Origin of the sequence: Rubritalea marina DSM 17716 (genome assembly GCF_000378105.1) — a bacterium.
Taxonomy (GTDB): domain Bacteria; phylum Verrucomicrobiota; class Verrucomicrobiia; order Verrucomicrobiales; family Akkermansiaceae; genus Rubritalea; species Rubritalea marina.
Genome location: NZ_KB899253.1, coordinates 131,791 through 155,589, shown reverse-complemented (window position 1 = coordinate 155,589; position 23,799 = coordinate 131,791). Strand labels below are relative to the sequence as shown.

22 protein-coding genes are annotated in these 23,799 nt (G+C 51.2%); 11 read left to right on the top strand and 11 right to left on the bottom strand.

All coding sequences use genetic code 11. The features are described 5' to 3' along the window. Positions 1–46 precede the first annotated feature (46 nt). The 4 genes from tkt to F454_RS0107340 all read right to left on the bottom strand — a co-directional run bounded on the left by tkt (position 47) and on the right by F454_RS0107340 (position 4,353). Positions 47–2,032, bottom strand: a complete 1,986-nt coding sequence (gene tkt, locus F454_RS0107355) for a transketolase (RefSeq protein ID WP_018969998.1) — start codon at positions 2,030–2,032, stop codon at positions 47–49. A 134-nt stretch (positions 2,033–2,166) separates the two neighbouring features. After that, a complete protein-coding gene (locus tag F454_RS0107350) occupies positions 2,167–2,625 on the bottom strand; it encodes a hypothetical protein (RefSeq protein ID WP_018969997.1) in 459 nt (152 codons plus the stop codon). 116 nt (positions 2,626–2,741) lie between these two features. Next, entirely contained in the window at positions 2,742–3,542 is an 801-nt protein-coding gene (locus F454_RS0107345) for a coiled-coil domain-containing protein (RefSeq protein WP_018969996.1), read from the bottom strand. A 31-nt stretch (positions 3,543–3,573) separates the two neighbouring features. After that, positions 3,574–4,353, bottom strand: coding sequence for a hypothetical protein (locus F454_RS0107340; RefSeq protein WP_018969995.1), 780 nt, complete (start codon positions 4,351–4,353; stop codon positions 3,574–3,576). 144 nt (positions 4,354–4,497) lie between these two features. Between F454_RS0107340 and F454_RS0107335 the strand changes: the two genes are divergently transcribed. From F454_RS0107335 to F454_RS14545, 6 genes are all read left to right on the top strand, one after another. Beyond that, positions 4,498–6,285, top strand: a complete 1,788-nt coding sequence (locus tag F454_RS0107335) for an ABC transporter ATP-binding protein (RefSeq protein WP_018969994.1) — start codon at positions 4,498–4,500, stop codon at positions 6,283–6,285. Between the two features lie 77 nt (positions 6,286–6,362). After that, on the top strand, positions 6,363–7,283 hold the full coding sequence (locus tag F454_RS0107330) for a nucleotidyltransferase family protein (RefSeq protein WP_018969993.1): 921 nt from the start codon (positions 6,363–6,365) through the stop codon (positions 7,281–7,283). Positions 7,284–7,327: 44 nt separating this feature from the next. Next, complete coding sequence (locus F454_RS0107325; RefSeq protein WP_018969992.1) at positions 7,328–8,308, top strand: aminoglycoside phosphotransferase family protein; 981 nt, start codon at positions 7,328–7,330, stop codon at positions 8,306–8,308. Then, entirely contained in the window at positions 8,247–9,584 is a 1,338-nt protein-coding gene (locus F454_RS0107320; protein ID WP_156817183.1) for a hypothetical protein, read from the top strand. Before F454_RS0107325 ends, F454_RS0107320 begins: the two co-directional genes overlap by 62 nt. Before the next feature lie 57 nt (positions 9,585–9,641). Beyond that, positions 9,642–10,520 carry an acetylglutamate kinase gene (gene argB / locus F454_RS0107315; protein ID WP_018969990.1) on the top strand — a complete coding sequence of 293 codons (879 nt, stop codon included), beginning with the start codon at positions 9,642–9,644 and terminating at the stop codon, positions 10,518–10,520. 193 nt (positions 10,521–10,713) lie between these two features. Next, positions 10,714–12,054, top strand: a complete 1,341-nt coding sequence (locus F454_RS14545; RefSeq protein ID WP_018969989.1) for a hypothetical protein — start codon at positions 10,714–10,716, stop codon at positions 12,052–12,054. A 183-nt stretch (positions 12,055–12,237) separates the two neighbouring features. Here F454_RS14545 and fabD read toward each other — a convergent pair whose 3' ends face one another. Next, positions 12,238–13,170 carry an ACP S-malonyltransferase gene (gene fabD, locus F454_RS0107305; protein WP_018969988.1) on the bottom strand — a complete coding sequence of 311 codons (933 nt, stop codon included), beginning with the start codon at positions 13,168–13,170 and terminating at the stop codon, positions 12,238–12,240. A gap of 148 nt (positions 13,171–13,318) precedes the next feature. Between fabD and F454_RS0107300 the strand changes: the two genes are divergently transcribed. Next, on the top strand, positions 13,319–13,984 hold the full coding sequence (locus F454_RS0107300) for a hypothetical protein (protein ID WP_018969987.1): 666 nt from the start codon (positions 13,319–13,321) through the stop codon (positions 13,982–13,984). On the opposite strand, the gene F454_RS0107295 is transcribed toward F454_RS0107300, so the two are convergent. From F454_RS0107295 to F454_RS0107280, 4 genes are all read right to left on the bottom strand, one after another. Then, the gene (locus tag F454_RS0107295; RefSeq protein ID WP_018969986.1) at positions 13,981–14,664 is read right to left on the bottom strand and encodes a DUF3109 family protein; all 684 of its coding nucleotides are present in this window, start codon (positions 14,662–14,664) and stop codon (positions 13,981–13,983) included. The two genes, F454_RS0107300 and F454_RS0107295, sit on opposite strands and share 4 nt — an antisense overlap. After that, complete coding sequence (gene xseA, locus F454_RS0107290; RefSeq protein ID WP_018969985.1) at positions 14,664–16,001, bottom strand: exodeoxyribonuclease VII large subunit; 1,338 nt, start codon at positions 15,999–16,001, stop codon at positions 14,664–14,666. Before xseA ends, F454_RS0107295 begins: the two co-directional genes overlap by 1 nt. Before the next feature lie 75 nt (positions 16,002–16,076). Continuing rightward, positions 16,077–17,066, bottom strand: a complete 990-nt coding sequence (locus F454_RS0107285; protein WP_018969984.1) for a murein hydrolase activator EnvC family protein — start codon at positions 17,064–17,066, stop codon at positions 16,077–16,079. A gap of 83 nt (positions 17,067–17,149) precedes the next feature. Further along, a complete protein-coding gene (locus F454_RS0107280; RefSeq protein WP_018969983.1) occupies positions 17,150–17,668 on the bottom strand; it encodes a hypothetical protein in 519 nt (172 codons plus the stop codon). A 132-nt stretch (positions 17,669–17,800) separates the two neighbouring features. Here F454_RS0107280 and F454_RS0107275 point away from each other — a divergent pair, with 132 nt between their 5' ends. Then, positions 17,801–19,516: an alanine/glycine:cation symporter family protein gene (locus F454_RS0107275; protein WP_018969982.1), complete on the top strand. Its 1,716-nt coding sequence runs from the start codon at positions 17,801–17,803 to the stop codon at positions 19,514–19,516. Positions 19,517–19,721: 205 nt separating this feature from the next. Here the strand turns inward: F454_RS0107275 and F454_RS14540 are convergent, their stop codons facing one another. After that, positions 19,722–21,134 carry a sulfatase family protein gene (locus F454_RS14540; RefSeq protein ID WP_205619001.1) on the bottom strand — a complete coding sequence of 471 codons (1,413 nt, stop codon included), beginning with the start codon at positions 21,132–21,134 and terminating at the stop codon, positions 19,722–19,724. An 83-nt stretch (positions 21,135–21,217) separates the two neighbouring features. Here F454_RS14540 and F454_RS16315 point away from each other — a divergent pair, with 83 nt between their 5' ends. After that, positions 21,218–21,367: a hypothetical protein gene (locus tag F454_RS16315; protein WP_156817182.1), complete on the top strand. Its 150-nt coding sequence runs from the start codon at positions 21,218–21,220 to the stop codon at positions 21,365–21,367. Positions 21,368–21,433: 66 nt separating this feature from the next. On the opposite strand, the gene F454_RS0107265 is transcribed toward F454_RS16315, so the two are convergent. Further along, the gene (locus F454_RS0107265) at positions 21,434–21,655 is read right to left on the bottom strand and encodes a hypothetical protein (protein ID WP_018969980.1); all 222 of its coding nucleotides are present in this window, start codon (positions 21,653–21,655) and stop codon (positions 21,434–21,436) included. A gap of 328 nt (positions 21,656–21,983) precedes the next feature. On the opposite strand from F454_RS0107265, the gene rpsB reads away from it, so the two are divergent. Continuing rightward, complete coding sequence (gene rpsB, locus F454_RS0107260) at positions 21,984–22,667, top strand: 30S ribosomal protein S2 (protein ID WP_018969979.1); 684 nt, start codon at positions 21,984–21,986, stop codon at positions 22,665–22,667. A 64-nt stretch (positions 22,668–22,731) separates the two neighbouring features. Next, positions 22,732–23,598, top strand: coding sequence for a translation elongation factor Ts (gene tsf, locus F454_RS0107255; protein WP_018969978.1), 867 nt, complete (start codon positions 22,732–22,734; stop codon positions 23,596–23,598). The last annotated feature ends 201 nt before the right edge of the window (positions 23,599–23,799 follow it).

Here is a 23,799-nt window from a genome sequence, read left to right as displayed (position 1 = left end):
ATTGGAAAACTGACACACGAAGAACACTCCGTGTGTGAATGAGGTGTTAGCCAAGAAGCTCTTTAGCAGCAGCAGTAACGTGGGATGCAGTCATACCGAGCTCCTCCATCACTACGTTGCCAGGCGCGGAGATACCAAAACGATCAATACCGAGTACCTTGCCGTCGAAGCCTGTGTACTTGTGCCAGAGTCCAGTCACACCCGCTTCAATCGCAAGACGCTTAGTACAGGATCTTGGAAGAACGCTTTCTTGGTAGTCAGCGGACTGACGATCGAAGCGCTCAAAACAAGGCATTGATACCACACGAACTCCATCACCAAGCTCCTTCGCAGCTTCTACAATGTGTCCAACTTCAGAACCTGAAGCCATGAGGATGAGCTTAAGCTCGCCCACTTCTTCCTTGAGCACGTAGCCACCCTTGAGGGCGCCCTGACGACGCACTTCAACTGGTACATCAGAATGATGAGGAATACCTTGGCGGGTGAAAATCAACGCTGTTGGACCGTCTGTGCGAGCGAGAGAGCCCGCGTATGCAGCAGCCACTTCTTCAGGATCACCTGGGCGTACCACGTCGAGGTTAGGAATCACGCGAAGGCCGGACACTGTCTCAACCGGCTGGTGAGTTGGGCCGTCTTCACCCACACCCACAGAATCGTGCGTGAAGATGTAAGTTACAGGAAGCTTTGCAAGACCTGCAATACGGATTGATGGACGAAGGTAATCAGCAAAGACACAGAATGTAGCACCAGAGGCACGGAACAAGCCGTCGTATGCGATGCCATTCATAATCGCTCCCATTGCGTGCTCACGGATACCGTACCAAAGATTACGGCCAGAAGCGTCTTCTGCAGAGAAGTCACCACCGCCTTTGATGTAGTTCTTCGTAGAGCCGTATAGGTCAGCTGAGCCAGTAATCACTTGAGGCACTTCTGCAGCCACTTTGTTGATCACCACACCACCCGTACCACGAGTGGCATCTTTATAATCAGCTTCAAATGCCGGGATTCGCTCCAGAAGATCTGTTGGAATTGCTTTAGCAACTCCGTTATTGAGTTCCTCTGCGAGTTCTGGATTCGCTCCAGCCCAGGCTTCGTATGTCTTCTGCCATTCAGCAAACTTCACTGCTGACTCCTCTGCCTTAGCGGCAAAGAATGCGCGAACGTCATCAGACACATAAAAGAGTTCTTCAGGGAGGCCAAGTCCAGCACGCGCTTCTGCAGCGAAGCCTGCACCACCTTCACCGTGTGCCTTTTGAGTTCCAGCCACTTGTGGAATACCACGACCGATCTCAGTTTTTGCAATGATCACCGATGGCTTACCATTGCTATTTGCTTTGGCTGCGTCCACAGCTGCTTTCACAGCCGCTAGATCGTGACCATCAATGGTCACGGCATTCCAATTTTGTGACTCAAAGTAGTCCTGAGCTTTATCGCCCTGTGACACATCAGCCATCGCGTCCAATGTCACGTCGTTGCTATCGTAGATCAGCACCAAGTTATCGAGTCCGCTATGCCCAGCAAATTCGATTGCTTCACGAGCCACACCTTCTTGAATACAACCATCACCAGCAAGAGCTACGATGTTGTGGTTGAAAATGCTGTGATCCGCTGTGTTGTAGCGTGCTGAAGCGTGCTTGCCAGATACTGCATAACCAACCGCATTGGCAATTCCCTGACCAAGTGGGCCAGTAGTTGCTTCCACACCTGGAGTTTCATCAAACTCTGGGTGACCTGGTGTGATACTGTGAAGCTGGCGGAAATTCTTTACCTCTTCAAGTGATAGGTCGTGACCGCTCAGGTGGAGCCACGTGTAAATAAACATAGAACCGTGACCTGCTGAAAGAATGAAGCGATCGCGGTTAAGCCACTTTGGCGCTTTTGGATTGTAATCCAAACACTCACCGAAAAGTACTGATCCGATCTCTGCACAACCAAGTGGAAGGCCTAAGTGACCGGAAGAACATGCATGCACTGCGTCAATTGCTAGACCACGCGCCTGCGCAGCTGCTGACTTTAATATACTCTCATTCATAGATGAGGCAAACCATTGACCAAGTCGTCAACTCAGACAAGCCACAATTTTAACGCACACATGAATTTATGACATTTCTATTCAAATATCTGCTCATCACTTAGCAATTGTCAGCGATGATAGATTCGGTGACTTTATCGTGACAAATCTCCTTGGTACAGAATCTTAAATCCCGCGCGATTTAGCACATCAATTCCAAAGGAATAATCATCAAGATGCAATGCTAACAGGCTATGTCTGTCCGGGTGCGCCATCATACTATAGGCAAACTCGACATTCGTTTCGGCCGCCACCAAGGCTTCGAGGCACGCTCCTATGCCCACACCAGATTCCCGCAACGCCACCACCACCATCTCACAGGTCGTGTGTGGAATCCCCTTTTCCGCAAAAAGACAAAAAACCGTATCAGGATCCGTGACAATGATGCGTACGATTGTAGCGTCTTTAGAATCCTGCACACTGATACCAAGAAGCTCGACATTGGCAGAACGAACCAAGCGCACCAGAGAACTCAGGGACCCTGTACGATTCTGCAGCATCACTGAAAATTGCTTCACTGGCTCGCCTTCTTTTTTCACTATCGTTCCGTCCATCACACTGCGTCTAGGGCTTATATCAAATCACCACTTAAAATACTAACGAAAAGTGCCACACTCGTTGAGGGTGGCACTTCTTAAATTAAATCAACACTAATACTTAGTGTTGGATGTTATCGGCGGTTAGGCTCAGCGAGAATCACACGATCTCCCGGGCGGATGCGCGAGCCTGGAGGCATGGACTTGAGGTCAACGTTAGCAACAATGCGTCCTGACTCAATAGAATCCACGGTGAGTCTACCCAGCGGCTGAGTACCACGCACTGCGATGAGTCCAGAGCTTTGATCGATGACAGCACGAGGATGTGGTTTGATCACCACAAAGCCCCACTCGCCATCAACGGCTGTGATGAGGGAAGAAATGCTGTTCTGGCTCAAGCTTGCATTTCGCTTGCGATCTTTTTCCAACAAACCTTGGTACTTGGTATTCTTCTCTTCGTAAGCCACTTGAGCTTCTTCGAGAGCTACCACAACAGCCTCATGATCTTCTTCGAGCGTCTTTGCCTTTGCTTCCATGGTCGAAACAAAATCAGCGGCTTCAGTAATCTCGACACCCTCCGCTTCAAATGCCTCAATATTCGCCGCGATCTCTTCCTGGTATTGCTTAATCTCGTCCTCCTGGCGCTCCACCTTCATGGTCAAGCTACGAGGTGACTTGAGGTCGCCAGCCTTCGCTTTGCGGTCGTCTAGCAGAGCCAAGTATTCGTTGTATTCAGTACGGATATCTTCGATTTTAGAGTCAATCTCTTCAAACTGCTTTTGTGTGTCAGCACGCTCATTGTCACTGAGGCGCATCTCCTTTTCCATCGAAGAGGTCTCTTCAACGAGCTTCTTCATTTGAGCTGTCTGGGTCACGGAGTAGACACCTGCTGCAGCAACACCAACACAGGCAGCTCCTAATAAAATTGTTTTCATGTTTTTAGTCTTTAGGGGTATTGAATTAAGATTACTGACCCATCTGTTCGGCCACTACCTTGTCACCGGCACGCACCACCACCTCATCGGCGTCCACGTCTGTAATGATATCTGCAGTAGCGCGGTATTGCTCGACTGCTGTCACCTTGAGCTTGGCGATCACCTCACCACTGCGAAGCACGTCTAAATTAGAGCCAGCCACTACCCCCTGAGCATTACCTGCCTTCAGCGTCACAAAGCCCCACTTGCTAAACACACTCTGAATGCGCGTACTCAAATCAGGCGAAGACACTCCGTTAGCCAATCCTTCAAGTTTTGTTTCAAGGTAGGTCAGCTTGCTAGAAACTTGTTCGGTAGATTTAGTAACTTCTGCTAGATCAGCCTTATCAATTGCCAAGGCTTCTTCATGTTCTGCTACATTACTTTTTGCTACTCGGATTTGAGGCACGAGCTCTTCGGCATCAGGCTGGCCTTCTAACTCAACTTTCAACTCATCAATGAGTTCCTGATTTTCTTCGAATTGCTTCTTTTTGACCACAGCATTCTCAGCCATTGCTTTCGCTTGCTCTTCAAACTCAGTTAAGTTTGCTTTCTCTTGTGCAGCTTTCGCAGTGAGTTCTTTTTGCTCTGCTTTGATGTCGTCAAGCTTCTGCTTAATACTTGCTAGATCCTCCGCGGCAGCGTCACGGTTGCGCTCTGCACGGGCGCGCTTATCAGCTTGTTCTTCGCGAACAGAGCTATTTTTCATGCCAATGTAGGCGGAAAGAAGCAAGGCAAGTACTGTCAGTCCTCCTAATATTTTAGTAGCCATTGTGGTTTTCAGTGTGGTTTTATGTGTAGGTAATGAGTGAAACGAACTCTAAGAGTTTCAAATGCCACTCGACAACCCTAAAATCAGAAGTTTTTTCACTTCTCTTTACTATTATCCTCTTTTCTGCTTCTCGTCGTACCGCACATGAAGACAATCATTCGCATTTTTTCCTACTACAATCGGTATCCTAAATTAGCCTCAGCGCAATTGCTCTGCGCTGTGCTGATGACTGTCATGCTCTTGGTTTTCCCTGAGATGACTAGCAGAGTCTACACCGAGGTTTTAAAGGAGTTTGAAACCTCATCTAGCACAGCTGACTCTAGGGTTCACCTACCTGAATTTAAATACGAAAGCATCATGAACGTGGTGACTTTCGCTCTAATCGCCCTGAGCGCATTTTTCCTCCGTGAGCTCTTCAATTGCCTTCGCATCATCATCAACAACATCTTTGAGCAACGTGCGGTCTACGACTTACGCTCGGAACTCTATGATAAGCTTCAGCGCCTACCGGTGAAGTGGTTCGACTCCCGGAGAACTGGCGATATCATGACACGTGTGGCTGAGGACGTTCCCTCCATGGAACGCTTACTCATCGATGGAATCGAACAAGGTCTCATCGCGGTGCTCCAAATATCAATCGTTGGAGGCTACCTCATTTGGAAAGACACCGTGTTAGGACTAACGGCCTTGACGCCGCTGCCTCTGCTATTCATCGGTGCAGTCCTCTACACGCGCAATGCCAAGGACAGGCACCGCGAAGTGAAGCGCTACACTGGCGAAATGAATTCGGTACTCAGTGACAACATCGCCGGCATCACCCAAATCAAATCCTACGCAGCCGAGGAAGACGAACTCAATCGATTCAACTCACTCTCAGCTAAAGTCAAGGCTGCCACACTCAAGGTAATGAAGTATTGGGCATTCTATTCACCTAGCATGAGTTTTGTTAACAATATCGGTTATGTGTTAGTTCTACTTGTTGGAGCTATCCGCATTATTAACAACCCCGAGATTGGAACCGAAATTTATCTCTACTTCTACACCATCCTCTGGGCTTTGTATGAACCTATTGGCAAACTTCATGGGCTCAATCAAATGGCTCTATCTTCAAGGGCTGCAGCCGATCGCGTGTTCGAGATCCTCGACACCGAAGATGAAATTCACGCCTCAGCAGGCGTGCCGATCAAGCAAGAACTTCACGGCCATATCCGGATGCAAAACGTATCGTTTAGTTACGACGAACTCCCCACCTTGAATGATATCAGCCTCGAAGCAAAGCCTGGTCAAACCATCGCCTTGGTAGGATCTACTGGAGCGGGCAAGTCTACCTTGGTCAATCTGCTCACGCGTTTCTACGAGTACGACAGCGGTTCTATCTCGGTCGACGGCCAAGAACTCAACACCCTCAACAAGGCAGAGCTTAGAGCAAACATAGCCTACGTCACCCAGGACTCCTTCCTCTTTAATGGTAGCGTTAAAGAGAATCTCCTACTCGGTAAGCGCGACGCCACCGATGAGGAACTATGGGCTGCCTTGGAGGCTGCGAATGCGCGAGCCTTTACCGAAGCCCTACCGAATTTACTAGACACAAATGTTGGCGAGCGGGGAGTCAAGCTCTCGGGTGGAGAGAAGCAACGACTATCCATTGCCAGAGCATTACTCAAAAACCGCCCAATTCTGATCCTCGATGAAGCGACTGCGAGCGTGGACAGCCAAACTGAAAAACTCATTCAAGCGGCGCTAGACAAACTCATGTCCAACCGCACCGCCTTCGTCATCGCTCACAGACTTTCAACCATCCAAAATGCCGATATCATCCACGTGCTAGATAAAGGCAAGATCATTGAATCAGGGAATCACCAAAGCTTACTCGCTCAAGGAGGGCGATACACCGAGCTCTGTAGGCAGGCTCTGATCGAACCTAGCAATTAGGTAATGGGGCTGATACAAATGCCTAGACTTCTATCAGAGATAGACATAAACAAGAATGCAATCAACACACTGATCGGATGGCTCACCCCACACGCAAAGCATTCATTCTAGGTGCTGGACTCGGCACACGCCTCAGACCACTCACAGAAAAACTCCCCAAGCCCTTGGTCCCCTTCGCCAACCGGCCAATGGTCGAGCACGTACTGGATCATTGTATTGCAGCTGGCATTGAGGCATTTGCCATCAATACCCACCATTGTGCTGAAGCATGGCTCGAGCACTTCCCTGAGCAAAGCTATCGTGGCTGCCCGATCACATTCTATCACGAGCCAGTCCTACTTGAGACTGGCGGTGGGATCAAAAACATTGCCGACTGGATAGATGGAGAACCCTTACTGGTCTACAATGGTGATATTCTGACCGACATCGACATTGCCGCCTTGATCTCGCAGCATAGCAGGACTGAAGACCATGCCACACTCGCCCTCCTGGCTGGGGGAGCTAATTGTAATGTCGGCATCGCAGGTGACCGCGTCACTGATATCCGTTACCTGCGCAAGATTGACCCAGGGACTCACCAATTTTCGGGCATCTATATCATACAGCCCGATCTTCTCGACCTCATTCCAGCAGACACAAAAGTCTCCATTATCCCTGCTTTTATTGTTCTAGCAGAACGGCAACAGCTTGGAGCTCATTTCTGTGAGCAAGCAAGCTGGCAAGACCTCGGCACCATCGAGGAATACCTGCGCGCACACCACGCATTAGCCCAAGAGACTGGAGTAGAAGCGACTAGCTGCAGTACAGCAAACATCCATCCAGACGCCCAGGTCGATACTAAGACTTGCTTTCTAGGCGCAAATTGTGTGATTGAACAAGGAAGCAAATTGAGTAACTCCATCGTTTGGCCCAATGCGCACGTCCACGCAGGTGCTGAGCTCTATCAGTGCATTGTCCGCTACCAAGCAGAGGGATCACATCGCATGGAGACACTCTAAGCCTGCCGCATTGCTTCATTCAAACTGCCTAACTCACTCACACCATGCCAACCGACACCTTGCTCACCGCTACTCGCACTCACCTCGAGCTCGAGCCCACTCACTCGGTCGTCATCGAACCCATTGTCAAAGGTGGTTCCGGACGTACCATTGTGAGAATCAAGCCAGAGGGTTACCCAACGTACATTGGCATCTATTACACCCTAGAGCGAGCCGACAATGCCAATTACCTTCCTGTTTCCAAGTTCCTGAAAAAAGCCAAACTCAATGTTCCAGAGGTTCTCTATGATAACATTGGTCGCCGCTGTGCATTGATCGAGGATCTAGGGGAAATTGATCTACACTCGCTCAAAGGGCAGGGCTGGGAGCTACGCGAGCCAATCTATCGCTCTGCTCTCGAACAACTCGATCGCTTATTCTACACGCGCGCTCCAAAGGACCTAGAATTCCAACCACCCTTCGACCCAGAACTCTACAAGTGGGAACAAGATTACTTCTTTGATAACTTCGCCGAAATCTATCTCGGCATGAGCCACAATGAGGTGCAGGTGCTACGCGAACATCCGTCACTCAAGAAGGTGGCCGAGTCGCTCGGTGCCTCAGCACGCCACCTCGTCCACCGCGACTTCCAATCTCAAAACATCATCGTACGAGACGGCAAAGCATTCCTCATCGACTTCCAAGGCATGCGCCGTGGACGCCAAGAATACGACATCGCATCCTTGATTTTTGACCCATACATGAATCACTCAGCAGAAGAGCGAGAGAAGCTCCTCGATATCTGGGAAGACATTTCGGAAGAACGCCCGCTTGATGACATCTTCTTCAAATGCGCCACCCAGCGCCTAATGCAAGCGCTAGGAGCCTATGGCAACCTCGTCTCCAATAAAGGAGAGAAATGGTTTGAACAGCACATCCCAACAGCATGCTCCCTGCTCGCTGATGTCATCCGCGGAACCGACTATGAGGAAGCCATTACTCCGGTACTTGAAGTCGCAAAAAATCACCAACCCACGCAAGACTAGCTTCGTGAGATTGCGTCGCTCGATCACCGCATTCCTGTTACTAGTCAGCCTACTCGGTGGGCTCTACGTGCAGCTCAGCAGCTCACAGCATGGCTGGGTCTCAGCAATCGATCGCGCCTTAGCCCCAGTCCAACAGGAAAAATTTCAAGTCGGAGCCAAAGTTGCCGACCCACCATCCCCCGGCCAACGCGGCATCACGATCCGCAAAGTGCTAGGCCCCACCCCGGTTAAGTTAGACTACCTGCTCTGCAGCATCGATGATGACCCCGAACAAATCAATGCCTTCGGCCTCTACCATCCGGCCGACTTGGCCATCACCTGCCTCAATCTACAAAACCTGGGGATCCAGCGTAGTTTCATCGCCACCCACCTGCATTGGCCAGATCTAGACATCGCCAGCAATGGCACGCTCAGCACCGCTATTGGCCAGTTTAAGCAAGCCGTCATTGCGACACCACTGCGTCGACAATTCACCGCCAGCCCGATCAGCCCTGCCTTCTTCCGCTCTTCGGTTCCACTCTCTAGTATCGATGGAGACGTCAGCTTATTCCCAATAGTCAATCACCAGAGCCACCCTCCCACGATAGAGGTTCCTGAGAATACTTGGATTGGCTTCAGTAAGTTAGAATCTGAAACTGACGTCGAATCGCTCCCCTTGCTCGCTCGGTGGGATCAACGTATTGTGTTCTACGCGCCTCTCCTACATCTCATCCAAGAGGCAGGCGCCACGCTGAACGAGGTGCGGGTCGAGCCCGGCTCCTTCATCCGCTTGGGCAATGCTGGACACTTCATCCCCATTGACGCATTCGGGCGTTTTCACCCGAATTCCGCCCTCACCACCCCACAAGCAGCTCGCCAAATCTCAAGTGCCATGAGCGCCAATACCAGCATCATTGGAGCAAGACAAGAAGCAGCTATCATCACAGCCAGAGGCATGGACACGGATCGATTTGCGGCGGTGGAGGCCCCACTCGATCAGCTAACCCAACTCCTCCATACTCCTCGAGCAGGCAATCCTGAAACGGTCAAACGTCTGCCAGTTTGGGCAGAGATCACGCTGCTCTTTCTCCTCTCGCTTCTTGGTGTTCGCTGCTCTGGTTACAGCTTCCTTCGTAGTAGCACCTCCTACCTCACGATCATCATCCTGCTCTGGGTCGTGCTGCTCATACTCTATCACTCCGTACACCTCTGGACTCCTATGAGCAGCTACTTGAGCGCACTATTGATATGCTGGACACTAAGCACGATTCTAGCTAAACCACTCGCTCGGTCCTGACTTGATTCCTACCAGCAGCAATCACGCAATTTTTCTATTCCGCACACGCACACCATCATGAGCATCGAAGCCTACACCCAAAAAGCAGCCACCCTCATCGAGGCACTTCCATACCTCCAAGCATTCCGTGGCCAAACCTTCCTCATCAAAATGGGAGGCTCAGCCATGGAAAACCCAGAACTCGTAAAGCAAGTCATGCGTGACATCGTCTTTCTCGAAGTCGTCGGAGTAAACCCAGTCGTTGTCCATGGCGGCGGCAAAGCAATCTCCGCTGCGATGAAAGAAGCAGGACTCGAAGCTAAATTTGTTGGCGGATTCCGCGTCACCACACCAGAAGCAATTTCCATCGTTGAAAAAACCCTCAGCGACACCCTCAACCCCGGCCTCGTAGAAATGCTTCGCGAATTCGGAGGCAAGGCGGTCGGCGTTCCTGGTACCGACGTGTTTATTGGCGAAAGAATCAAAGGCACCAATGACGATGGAGATAAAGTCGACATCGGCCGCGTCGGCCAGGTGGTTGGTTCCCAAAAAGAAAAGATGCAAGAAGCATTGAACGCTAACATCGTTCCAGTGATCTCACCACTCGCTTCGGAGCTCGGCACAGGCAAGCCGCTCAATGTCAATGCAGACCTTGCAGCAGCAGCCCTCGCTAAAGACCTGCGAGCCTCAAAGCTTATCTACCTCTCTGACGTCCCAGGCCTCATGCGTGATCCATCACGCCCAGACACCCTCATCCCGTCAATCAATCCTGATGAAGCCTCTGCCCTCATGGCCGATGGTACCATCTCGGGTGGCATGATTCCAAAAATCAATTCCGCCCTCGATGCCCTCAACAATGGTGTGGGCAAGGTGCACTTTATCGATGGCCGCCAAGCCCATTCACTGCTTTTGGAGATCTTCACCACCTCTGGAATCGGTACCGAGGTCACTCAATAGCATACCCAAACCCAACACAAACCCTCGATCTAACAAATTCTAACATTTTTCTTGTGAGGAAGAGAAAGCGACATTAAATGAACGTCGTTAGCGACCGTGCTCATTCTTCAATAGCATCCACTGAGAGTATTCTCATCCTTGTTATTGCTGGATTCGTACATGAGCTATCAAGAACCTCACAAAGAAAAAATATATGATTAAATCAACCCTCTTGGCAGCAACGGCTGCTACTGGAGCTCTGTGCGCACAGGGCATTCCTTCTCTTGAATTGAACTACGATTTCCCGGACTTCGGGGCGATGCTTTCAGCGGATGATTACCATGGTCCAGTCTTCAAGCTCAGCCATGACTACCCAAAGGAATTACCGAAGCTTGATCCCGAAGTTGACAAGATTCTCAACATCGACTTCAAGACCAAGTGGAAGGAATACGCGATCGCAGTTCGTGACTACACCTTCAAGGACAACATCAACCTCAAGGACAACGAGCTTTCCTTCACCTTCAGTGGTGAACAGGCGCAAAAGTGGTTCCACGTACCATGGCAGCACTGGGGCGCCAACGGCCGCGAAGGCTTTCACGGTCTCACCAAGGAAGGTCCACTCAATGAAAAGCAGATCGCTCCGACTCAGACCTTCGCCACATCTGCCTACGCCGTAGGTTTCTATAATGCTCAAGGCGGCTACACCATTGGCCAGACATGGCAGAACCCAAGCAGCCCAGACCTCAGCTACGTGAGCGAAAATGGCTTCCCAGAGGGCACCGTGGTTGCCAAGTTCCTCTTCACCACACTCGGAGAAGATCAGGTTCCACAATTGGCCAATCCAGTCTCATGGAACGCCTACGTCTACAAAAAGGACATCCCAGGTAGCGACGCCAACTCTAACGAGCGCGTGCAGACAAAAGTGCAATTGCTTCAAATGGACATCATGGTCAAAGACTCTCGTGCTACAGAAGCGAACGGCTGGGTCTTCGGTACCTTTGCCTACAATGGCGCTCTCAAGCATGAGAACCCATGGAAGAACCTTCAGCCAGTGGGATTAATGTGGGGCAACGACCCTGAGATCACTCTTAGCAACTCCAACCCAGAGCCAACCAAGACCATCATCAACGACAAGCTCAAAGAGACAGTGATCAATGATGACGCGAGCCTACCGGCACAGCACTTGGGCTGGAACAGCCGCCTCAATGGTCCAGCGGACAATCCAAGCTCCAGCTGTATGTCCTGCCACAGCACAGCTCAGTTTCCAGCCATCTCTGGTATCATGCCCTTCCTCAACAATCCACCAGTTGAGATTCCAGCGGATGGTACAGACGCTGGAGCTGATTGGATGCGTTGGTTCCGCAACTTCGATGATTCCAACACAGCGTTCGATCCAGGTAGAGCTCTAACCACTGACTTCAGCCTTCAGCTGAGCAAGAGTATCCAGAACTTCCTCGATTACAGCGCCTCCATCCAACAGGGCAACTACGCCATCGAATACTGGATCGACGGCAAAGCAGTTCACAGTATTTCACGTGGTGCGCCACAGGAATAACGAACTCCAACAATGAGAGTCACCGACTTCTCAGCACCATCAAAAAACCCAGAGGGCGCATCGCTCTCTGGGTTTTTCTTTAAATGTTAGCGTCTGATCCGCTTACTTGTGATACTCACCCCTCCAGGCGAAGGGTGCCACCATGTGTTTCACCGAGCAGTAGCGCTTTTCTGAAAAAATTGCTTAGGCCTTGAGTGCTTCCACAGCCGCATCGAGAGACGCCACGTCTTCCACTGAAATCATGGTCACGGACTTGTCGATTCGCCCCATGAGGCCGGCTAGCACCTTACCAGGGCCGAGCTCGATAAAGGTAGTGTGACCATCGGCAATAAGACCTTGAATACTTTCGGTCCAACGTACTGAGCCAGTCACTTGCTTCTCTAGTGTCTCACGGATCTCAGCAAGATCCGCCACAGCAGTCGCCTTAAAGTTCGAGTACACTGGCACATCTGGCATCGTGATTTCAGTGTCCGCGAGCACTGGAGCTAACTTATCCTGAGCCGACTGCATTAAGCGCGAATGGTATGCTCCTGCCACTTTCAACTTCTTTGCCATGCGGATGCCTGCTGGTTTAGCGCCAGCCACTGCCTTATCCACACCCTCAACTGAGCCGGATACCACAATCTGCCCCGGAGCATTGAAGTTCGCCACATCCACATCTGATTCTTCAGCGAGAGCGGACACAGTCGCTTCGTCGCCACCAATCATCGCCGCCATCGCACCTTCCGTAGAGTTGCATGCCTCTTCCATGAAGGCACCGCGCTGCTCTACCACCTTGAGCCCATCTTCAAATGAGAACGTGCCAGCTGCGGCATGCGCAGTGAATTCACCAAGCGAGAGGCCAGCGGCAGCTACGATCTCAAGATCGGCTACTTTTTCCTTAAGCACCTCGAGACACGCAAGACCATGCAGGTAGAGAGCCGGCTGGCAGTTTCCTGTGCGTGTGAGTTCCTCATCAGGCCCCTCAAACACCACTTCGCTCAGACCACGGCCCAATGCCGCATCAGCTTGCTCGTAGAGCGCCTTTGCTGCAGGATACGCATCTACTAAATCTTTACCCATGCCCACCTTCTGAGCACCCTGACCGGAAAACAATACTACGACTTGCTTTGACATGTGAATCTTCTAGCCCCCGAAACAGCCCATGGCAACCCCCAATGTTGGGCTGACTTGCCGACTTCCAATCGCGGATTCTCCTAGACTCCTCACATTTTTCTATCACATAACAGGGTGTTCGTTTATGTCTTACTGAAGCGACTCTTTAATGATGAATGCCTCCGATAGCAAACGACTCTTCCTCAAACTTTTCATTGGTTTTTTGAGCCTAAGCGCCCTGATTGCCATTGCTTCGGTATTGAATGGTGACTTTGGTGAGATCCAGCTAAAGATCTTAGCAACCTGCTTCATCATCTCTGCAGCAAGCATCTGTTCGATGTCATGCGCAGCCTTTATCGAAAAAAGGAAACAACGCGGACTGGGCACCGCAGGAATGCTATTCTCGGCACTTTCTGCCGCGCTTCTCACGCTCGGAATCTGGGCCGAGATTTCAGATGAAATCTATTGGAAACTCACCATCACTTCCATCGTGATCACCGTCGCCACGGCACACGCATTTCTTCTCAAGCTCCCCACACTAACAAGCCAACACCGATGGGTACAGAAAACTGCGGATGCACTCATCGCAATCCTAGCAGCCCAAATCATAGTCGCAGCATGGGGAGAGATTGACAATGAGGGATACTATCGACTGGTCGCAGTGCTTGCGATCCTTCTAGTTTTACTCACTTTGCTGATCCCGATACTACTCAAAATTGGCACATCTCAAAGGGACCGACAGCTGGTACTCACCGAACTTGAGAACGGAGAGTTTCGCGACACTCACGGCTCGCTCTACCATGTTGAAAAGCTCTCGGATACTCCAGAAGCTTAAGGTTCTAATTTAGGGGCGCGTAACTCAGCTAGAAAATCGCGACCAGCAAGCTCCCCCAACATCTTAAGCTCCTCCTCCAGCACCAGATGCGCTGGCTGACCTCCCGCCTCAGGGCGGCCACAATGGGTGCATGAGGCAAAGCCTGGGTATCCAGCCTCCTTCTGCGGATCCTTGTCTGGAGGCACCATCGTGATGAGACTGCGCGATCCTCCTCTCTTAGGGGATTGAATGGCAATGGGGTGGATCCAACAAGTCAGTGGTTTATCGAGCCACGGATGCACCGCGTCCTCCATATTCATACGCTGAATTCCACAACGTCCGATCGAGTCGAGAAACACACAGCGAGTCTTTGGGAAATGCTCCGGATAGTCCTCTGCCAGTTCTCCTGGCTTAGCCTCGCGCGTCGCGGTCTTCTGAGCACGCCCACCACGCGCCATCACCACAGCCTCATCAGGGAGATCAAGCCCATACGCTTGCAAGCGCTCGCGCTGCTCCGACACCAAGACCCTGAGCCCATCTGCCTCTTCGGCAGACAAGTAGACTCCGTCGTAACAACAGGTGGCCTTGCAGCGCTCCAGCGTGCAGGGTCTCAACTTCATCTCGAAGGCTTCATGGTCGAGTAAAGCGTGCCGCAATTGCTCAGCCAATCCTTTGGCCGTCTCAGGATAACGCGTCTCCATCACTCCACCACACTCGAGACCTCACCATCGATCAATTTTGTCTTCAGCGACTCACCTGGTCTGGCTTGATCCGCACTGCGAAGCAAAGAACCATCCTCTCGCACCGTTATCGAAAAGCCGCGTTCGAACGCAGACTCGGGCCCCAAAGCACGTAGCAAACTCTTCAGGCTCTCCAGCTCACGCTGTTCATCATCCAGTCGTTGCTGCACAATCTGCTGTAGGCGGTCTTTTCGTTGCTGCAACTTCTCGAGTCGCTCACGAAGAATAATTTCAGGATGCACGCGGTGGTAGCGATGCTGAAGGACCTCGAACCCCTGAGTGGCTGAGTCTAACCCACGCTGAAGCTGATACTCCATTCCCTGGCCAAGTTGATCGAGCCGCTGCATCGGCTCACGAAGCACACGCTCCACATTTAAGGAAAGTGCCCCGCGCTGCATCGCTGACAACTTCAGATGGTATTGCTCCAGCGTGTGACGCATAGCACGCTTCATCGTGCGATCCGCTCGCGCAAGCCTCGCGATCAGCTCGGCACGATCAGGCACCACCAATTCAGCAGCGGCACTAGGCGTCGGGGCTCGCATGTCTGCCACAAAGTCAGCAATAGTAAAGTCAATCTCATGCCCAACCGCCGAGACCACAGGAAGCGGGCACTTCGCAATAGCACGAGCCACCACCTCCTCATTAAAATTCCACAAATCCTCGAGCGAGCCGCCACCGCGCCCCACGATCAACACATCCACTTGAGGCAAGCCTTCGGCCTCCCCATTCCCCCAACGCTCGATTGCTCGGGCGATTCCACGTTCAGCACCCTGGCCTTGAACTTGCACGGGATAAAGAACCGCTTGCACCCAGGGTGCGCGGCGTTCCATCACTTGCAGCATGTCTTGCAGCGCCGCGCCTGATCCAGAGGTCACCAGCCCGACTCGCATCGGAAAGCGTGGCAAAGCCTTCTTACTCTCCTGAGCAAAGAGTCCCTCGGCCTCAAGCTTGCGCTTCAATGCCTCAAACTTCGCCTGCAGATCACCCACACCTGCGGCCTCTACTTCCCGTACCACGAGCTGCACCGAACCGCGCGCTTCATACACAGAAATTTCACCAAACACCCGCACCTGCATGCCGTGATCAATTGACACCTTCGCTCGCGCCGCATTCCCTCGGAACATCACACAGCTAATCTGCGCTCCTTCATCTTTGAGACTAAAGTACACATGACCACTCGCTTGACGCCTCAAGTTAGAAATTTCGCCCTCCACCCACATCGAGCCTAACTCCAGCTCTAGCAGGTTACGCATTCTCCGCACCACGCGGGTCACACTCAGTACCTTATTCTCACTCATCCCCACTATCATCTACACAAGTTACCGATGTCGCCAACCACCAACTTTGCAGGCACTCGCATCATCCCACCTAGCTTAAAACTCTCCGGTCAGCAACGAAATCGTGCGCAAGCCTAACTTAGACAAGCTCGCTTGGCGCCCACTACCCAACAGAAACCCCTTGCTGTGATATCGATGGTTCGAACTAGGCGATGCCAAGTAGCTCAAGGTTGGCTTCGCCACACGCCGCATGCTTGGCTTGATAGCCAAGGGAAAACCCGACTGAGCAAAACTGATCTCCCACGATGGTGAGCGCATCGAATGATCGCCCACACAGATCCAAGGCGAACGCTTGGCAATATCCAAGGTACCTTTACGTGGCACCGTGACCTTGTACGCCACCGGAACTGAGCGAAGGTACTGACTCATGGTGAGACGTGGGTTGTTGTTACTACGAATCAACACCTCTGCCACATTCATGCCTATCATATTCAAGCCACTATGCAGCCCGTGCTTATTTTTGCTACTGAAGTGCCTGTCATACCATCGCTGAAAATCGCGATTCATCATCACACCTAACTCCAGATGCAGGTGAGCGCGTTCACGGTTGATACCTGCACCAGTATAGCCCATCTTCCCAAGCGGAGCCCCCTGAGTCACTGATTCACCCTTACTGCAACTCACCGTCGCCAAATGCGCATAGAGACTAAAAAACTCACCCATACCCCAGTCGTGACGCAGCACCACATACTTACCGTAATTGGAATTCCCAGCGTAGGGATTGACATACACCACCTCACCCGGAGCAATCGCCATCACAATGTCTAGGGGACGCGAGTACTTGTCGCGCTTCACCGGCTTGATATCGATTCCCTCATGGAACTTCGTTCCAATAATCCCCTCGGGTGTGCGCCTCAGTGTGCGCACATATCCATAAGCACCAGATGTCCAAGGGCGCGACTCCACACCTTCAAACTTTCGATAGGTGTACATGTAAAACTTTTCAGGTTCCTCACTAAACAAGTGACGATTCTCCGTAGGAAGCTTCACCTCCATCGGGCGTTCAGCTGCCGTCACTGGGAACATCAGCAACGCCGCTAGAAAGCCCCATCTAACACTAGATAGAATTTCTAAGATTCGACACATCATCATAAACTTCCGCAGAGTTCTTATTCTTTACGCTGCTTGTTCTCGTACTTGAGGCGTGTTTTCCAAGCTTTCTGAGACTCTCCTATTTTAGGAATTAGCTGATTGCAGGCTTCCAGCATGGTAGAATCCACCCCGCGCCAAATGGTGATCACACGGCCATCCACTTGCCGATCGATGTAGAGCATATCCACCACCTTACCATTGATGGCACACATGACCCACTTCCCAGCGTGCTGACCTGAAGTCATACTCAAACGGCTAGCACCACCACGACTCAACTGAAAACTCACCCCATACAAGTCAGGGTTGTGCGGGGAAACAAAAGCGAAATAGGCGGTGATATCACTGGTAGTAATGAAAGGGCTCTTGCTCATCCAGTGCTTCCCCTTCGGCGTATCGATCTCGTAAGCCAACTTCTTTGACTCAATATCAGTGGCCTCAGTGTGGAAGGTGACTGTCACTGGCGGCTGCTTCTTGCCATTGGCAAAAGCTAGCTGAGTGAGAACGAGGGTGAGAATGAAGCTAACGAATATGCGCATCGTGCTCACACCCTGCGCTATCAGCTGAGTTCTGTGAAGAAAAATTTCCAGCTCTCCATCACGCGCTACTTTTCGACTTGTGATCACCGTCGGGGCTGTCACCCTAGCAGCAACTAACAATTTTCCCAAGCTATGCTGCACCGCCTCTATCACAAATCCCTCGCCACTCTCATCACCATCCTTGCTCTCAGCTCAGGGGCCCACGCCAATGAAACAAAAAGCGTGGATCAAGCCATCAACACAGCACTCGATGACGTGGCGACATTCTTGGAAAACATCGTCTTCTACGCCGTTCCAGTAGGTGGCAGCACCTCACTACCGATCGTACTTGCCATTCTCGGAGGCACAGCGGTATTCCTCACCATCTACTTCAAGTTTTTGAACATCCGCGGCCTTGGTTTAGCAATACGTACTGTCAAAGGGAAATACACACCGGATGATGCTCCGGGACAAATCACGCACTTCCAAGCACTAACAGCAGCACTCTCCGCAACGGTTGGATTAGGAAACATCGCAGGTGTGGCCGTGGCCGTCGGCCTTGGTGGCCCCGGCGCCACCTTCTGGATGATTCTGATGGGGCTCTGTGGCATGACCACCAAATTCGCAGAATGTACCCTCGGGGTGAAGTACCGCCAATTCGACAAAGAAGGGAAAACCCACGGTGGTGCCATGTACTACCTGCGTGACGGGCTCGCTGAGCGAGGCCTGGGCACACTGGGTAAAGCACTCGCCATCTTCTTTGCAGTGATGTGTATCGGTGGGGCTATTGGCGCGGGAAACATGTTCCAAGTCAACCAGGCAGCCAACCAGTTTTCCTCCACTTTCGGGCTCTTACAGGGTGATAAAACCATTTATTTTGGTGTGATTTTCGCAGTACTTGTTGGTTTGGTCCTTCTTGGTGGGATCAAGTCCATCGCTCGTGTCACCTCTTTTCTCGTGCCCTTCATGTGCGGCATCTACCTCCTTGCCGCCTTTTTCATCCTTCTCACCAATGCCTCATCCATTCCTGGAGCTTTCGAACAAATCATCCAGGGAGCCTTCTCTCCCATGGCTGTAGGTGGCGGCATCATTGGCGTCCTCATTCAAGGCATCAAACGTGCCGCATTCTCTAATGAGGCTGGCATCGGCTCAGCACCCATTGCCCACTCAGCGGTGAAGACTGAAAAGCCTGCCAGCGAGGGCCTCGTCGCCCTGCTTGAGCCATTTACTGACACAGTCGTGGTCTGCACCATGACCGCCCTAGTCCTCGTCATTTCGGGAACATGGAAGATCGATGGAATCACCAAAAAAGATGAAGTCGCCCTCTACAGCAGCCCCGATGCGATCGAGCACATTGTCACCACTCTCCCTAAGGATCATGAAGTTCGTTTCATCAGCACTCAAAAAGTAGGCGAAGCCACCTACGGTGAAGTCTACGAAGAAGGTGAAGCTGACTCCCCTCTTTGGATGAACCTTAATGATGTCAACTCGGTAGCAGGCATCCAGAAAACCTCCCTAGCCTTCAGTCGCTCTGTAGCTTGGTTCCCCCAAGTACTCTCAGTGGCTGTGATCCTCTTCGCATTCTCGACCATGATCTCCTGGGCATACTATGGAGAACAAGCAGTCAACTACCTCTTTGGTCACGATAACAAAGTCGCCGACATTCTCTACAAGTTAGGCTTCTGCATCTTCACCGTGATTGGTTCCGTAGCGTCGATCGGCAATGTGGTCCGAGTCTCAGACGCCATGCTCTTCGCGATGGTTCTACCCAACATGGTGGGTATCTACTTCCTGCTCCCCGTCATCCGCAAAGAACTCGAAGACTACCGGGCCCACGCCAAGAAAGTGGATGAAGAAGGCACAAGATAAAGCACCATGGTACAGCGATTAGCGCCATAGAAAGTGCCTCTGAAACACTCTAGCTCATAGAGTCGCCAACTTCGCAACAGCTCGATGACGTAAACTCATCAGTAGCGATCCACAATGCCCATATAGAGGGTACCTTTTCAGCATACTCTTGGCTAGCTAGAGCCCCATCACCAGTTGACTAAGTCACCGCGGGGCGAGGCGCACACTATGGTTTGTGCGCCTTTCTTTTATTTGGATTTGACTCCAACACCTTGGCTAAACGAGCGGCAATCTCTGGATATTCATCAATCACATTCTTACTCTCGCCGGCGTCATGCTTTAAGTTGTAAAGTGTTGGCCCAGTGTGATCTCGGGCGCTGTGCTTGACCTTAAAGACCTCACGCGAGTGATACTTCCAGTCACCGTGCCGCACAGCGTGCTGCCCATAGAAAAAATATTCATGTGGCGAGGTCGCCCCTTCTTTACCAGTCAGCAGCTCCAGAATACTCTTACCATCTAGAGGCAGCACCGTCGGCAATGCAGCCCCTGTGACATGGGCAAAGGTCGGCAGTAAATCCATCGAGAGGGCGAGTGCATCGCATGTCGATCCAGCAGGAATACGCCCGGGCCACTGCATCACACATGGCACGCGCTGACCACCTTCGAAGTAAGTCATCTTCCCCTCAAAAAATGGCAGCGCACTGCCTCCTTCCTCTTCCTTCACTAGCCAAGGGCCGTTATCGGATGTCACAATCACGATAGTGTTATCTTCGATACCCAAATCCTGGAGTTTGCTGAGGAGACGCCCAACATTGTGGTCCATTTCCTCAATCACATCGCCATAGAGGCCCCGCTCGCTTTTGCCCAAAAAGTCTTCAGAAGCAAATAAGGGGGTGTGGGGCATCGAGTTCGCGAGATAAAGAAAGAATGGCTTCCCTTCCTTCACGCTCTCTGAGATGAACGCCACGCTCTCGTCGGCAAAACGTCGGGTAATCGTAGCCTGATCAGCAGGAAACTCGACACACTCCTCGCCACGCATCAGCGGCACTTTGTCTTTCATCACGCGCCCCTTACCGCCTCGATCATTGGCAAAAGCTTCATGGATTGCTTCGAGACTGATTCCCTCTCGAAAATGACAATCCTCGGCATATTTCATGTTCCTAGCAGGAAACATATCGTTGCTGTATGGGATACCGTAGTATGAATCAAAACCTTGATTCGTTGGCAGATATTCTGGTTCATCACCCAGGTGCCACTTCCCAACAGCCTTAGTTTTGTATCCAACAGTCTTCAGCACTTCGGCGATCGTCACATGCTCGGGCGACAAACCACCCCACCCACGGCTAGGAAACAACACACTCCGGATTCCTAAGCGGTTGGGGTAGCAACCAGTTAGAAATGACGCACGTGAAGCTGTGCATACAGGCGAAGACACCATGAAACTTGTAAACTTCATCCCCTTATCCGCCATACCATCGATGTGCGGCGTCTTGATATCTGGTGATCCATAACAACCTAAATCTTGGTACCCTTGATCGTCATTTAGGACGATGATGATATTGGGGCGCTCAACTGCCTCAGCAAAGAGACTGCATGCGCTGAGCAACATTGCTCCGATGACCTTGTTTATACTACTCATGCTATTCTTTTTCTTTTGTTTTCTAAATCTGCTAGAAGTTCACTACTTAGGCCATCCATCCGCAGGAACCCATACCTTTTGCCATGCTTTTTTCAAACGATGCCTCCCTCGGCATGATGGAAGTAACGGCTCTTCAGACCTGCATCATCAAGCCCGCTAAAACATTCCAATCTCATCATGAGTCATACCTACGCAGGGACCTGATCACTTGTATCAAGTATTTAGCCAACTAACCTAACAACAAGAGATCCTGTATCTATCTATTCAAACAACACTATGTGCTGCCAGTTGTTAACAACCTAGCACATAGGACCCAGCTCTATAATCTCCCTTCCCTCTCGGCGCGCGCGTTCATCTAGAGCCTCAGCAGCAGCACGCAGGCAGGCCGCAAGCCCCTCGCTGCGATCGTGCAAAAAACGCACCTTAACTTCACGTTCGAGACCTACCGCACTTTTGTTAATATAGAGACTGTAGAGGTGCTTACCATCGGCATCCATGCCACCATTTACTATTTCAATCATGCACCCACCTAACAAAAATGAAAGCTCTAGGGAAATTCATTCAACATGAATAAAACAGATCGAGGATCCATTCCTCAAAAACACCACGATCGAGCCCTCGCTATCTGCCCTCAATCCCCCAGCGGATGAGTGTTAAAATCAGCACACTAAGATGACGCTAAAAAGTCGCAAACAATTCCTTGCCAAAAGCAGCCTCGACTGTTAATAACCGCGCGCTTCGTTTCACGCCGCCGCACAACAACGAGAGACTCGAATGAAGCATCACCTCCGCGGCGGAGTCACTCAACACAGAGCTTCCCTGATTCAAGGGCAGACACAACACACAATTATGGTTAACGAACTCATCCAAGAAATGGTAGACGCTGGAGTCCATTATGGTCACCAGACACGCAAGTGGAATCCAAAAATGAAGCCTTTCCTCATGAAGGACAAGGCAGGCATCTACATCATCGACCTCGAAAAGACAGTACAGAACCTCGATAAGGCATCTGGCTTCCTCACAGAACTCGCTGGTAAAGGCAAAAAGATCCTCTTCGTAGGTTGTAAGCGCCAGGCACAAGACGCAGTGAAAGAAGCTGCCGAAGCTGCTGGCCAGTTCTACGTAAACCATCGTTGGTTGGGTGGCACACTCACCAACCTTTCTACTATCCGTCGCTCTGTTGAGCGTCTTAAGTACCTCGAAGACATCGAAAAGCAGCCTGAGTACAAGGCAATGTCCAAGAAGGAACTCGCTGCTCTTGCCCGTGAGCGTGGTAAACTCTTCCGCAACCTTTGTGGTGTGCGCGACATGGAGAAGCTTCCTGACGCAATCGTTATCGTTGACTCAGCTCGCGAAACAATCGCAGTAGCTGAAGCTCGTCGCCTCAACATCCCTGTGATCGCGATCGTCGACTCCAATGCGGATCCATCAGTAGTTGACTACCCAATCCCAGGCAACGACGACGCAATCCGCTCAATCCGCGTCCTCCTTCAGAACCTCGTTGACTCCATCGTAGTCGGCTCCAAGGGCTAATTCTGGACGAAACCGTCACACAGAAACATTTCTAATTTTTAATTCCTAATTTCAAATTAATCTTATGGCAATCACAGCATCCGCAGTAAAAGAACTTCGTGAGCTCACATCCGCAGGGATGATGGCTTGTAAGAAAGCTCTCACTGAAACCAACGGCGACTTCGAAGCAGCAGCAAAGCTTCTTCGCGAAAAGGGCGAAGCTAAGCGCTCCGACCGTGCAGACCGTGAAACTTCTGAAGGTATCGTAGCCGCATTCGTTTCTTCCTGTGCGAAAACTGGCGTCCTTGCAGAAATTAACTGTGAGACTGACTTCGTTGCTAAGAACGAAGCTTTCCAAGCTTTCGTTGGTGAACTTGTTGAAGCAATTGCAAACAGCGACGCAGCTGACGCAGATGCAGCCCTCTCCGTAACTTTCGGCGAAGGTACTGTTGAAAATGCTCTCGGTGCTAAGTTCGCGGAACTCGGCGAAGTAATCAAGATTTCTCGCCTCTCACGCTTTGCTGTTCCTGCTGGTGCCGCAGCATCCTACATCCACATGGGTGGCAAGGTTGGTGTACTCATCGAAGTAGCTACTGAGAAGCCAGAGACCACTTCCGAAGCATCCTTCCAGGAGCTAGTGAAGGACATCACACTCCACGTTGCAGCAGCTAACCCTGCTGGCCTCACACGTGATGACATCGACGCATCCACTGTTGAGGAAGAAAACGAAATCAACCGCAAGCAGCTCGAAGCAGCTGGCAAGCCTGCAAACATCATCGACAACATCCTCAAGGGTAAGATCAATAAGTTCTACTCTGAGCAAGTTCTCCTTGAGCAGTCCTTTGTTAAGGACCCAGACCTCTCCATCACTCAGCTTATCGAAGCTAAGAGCAAGGAGCTCGGTGACACACTCAAGCTTGTTCGCTACGAACGCTTCAGCATCGGTGCCTAAGCACATTTTTTCAATGCCCTGCCTCGACATCGAGCGCAGGGCATTGTTTTATCGAGAAACCACTTACCCACAGTTCTAGCATTATGATGGCGAAAAAGACAATCCAGGCAGTTATTCTCACATTTTTCCTACTCCCACTTATCGGAATGGCAATCACCTACGTGTACAAGGTACTCAATATGATGGGTGCTGCTTAAGTAA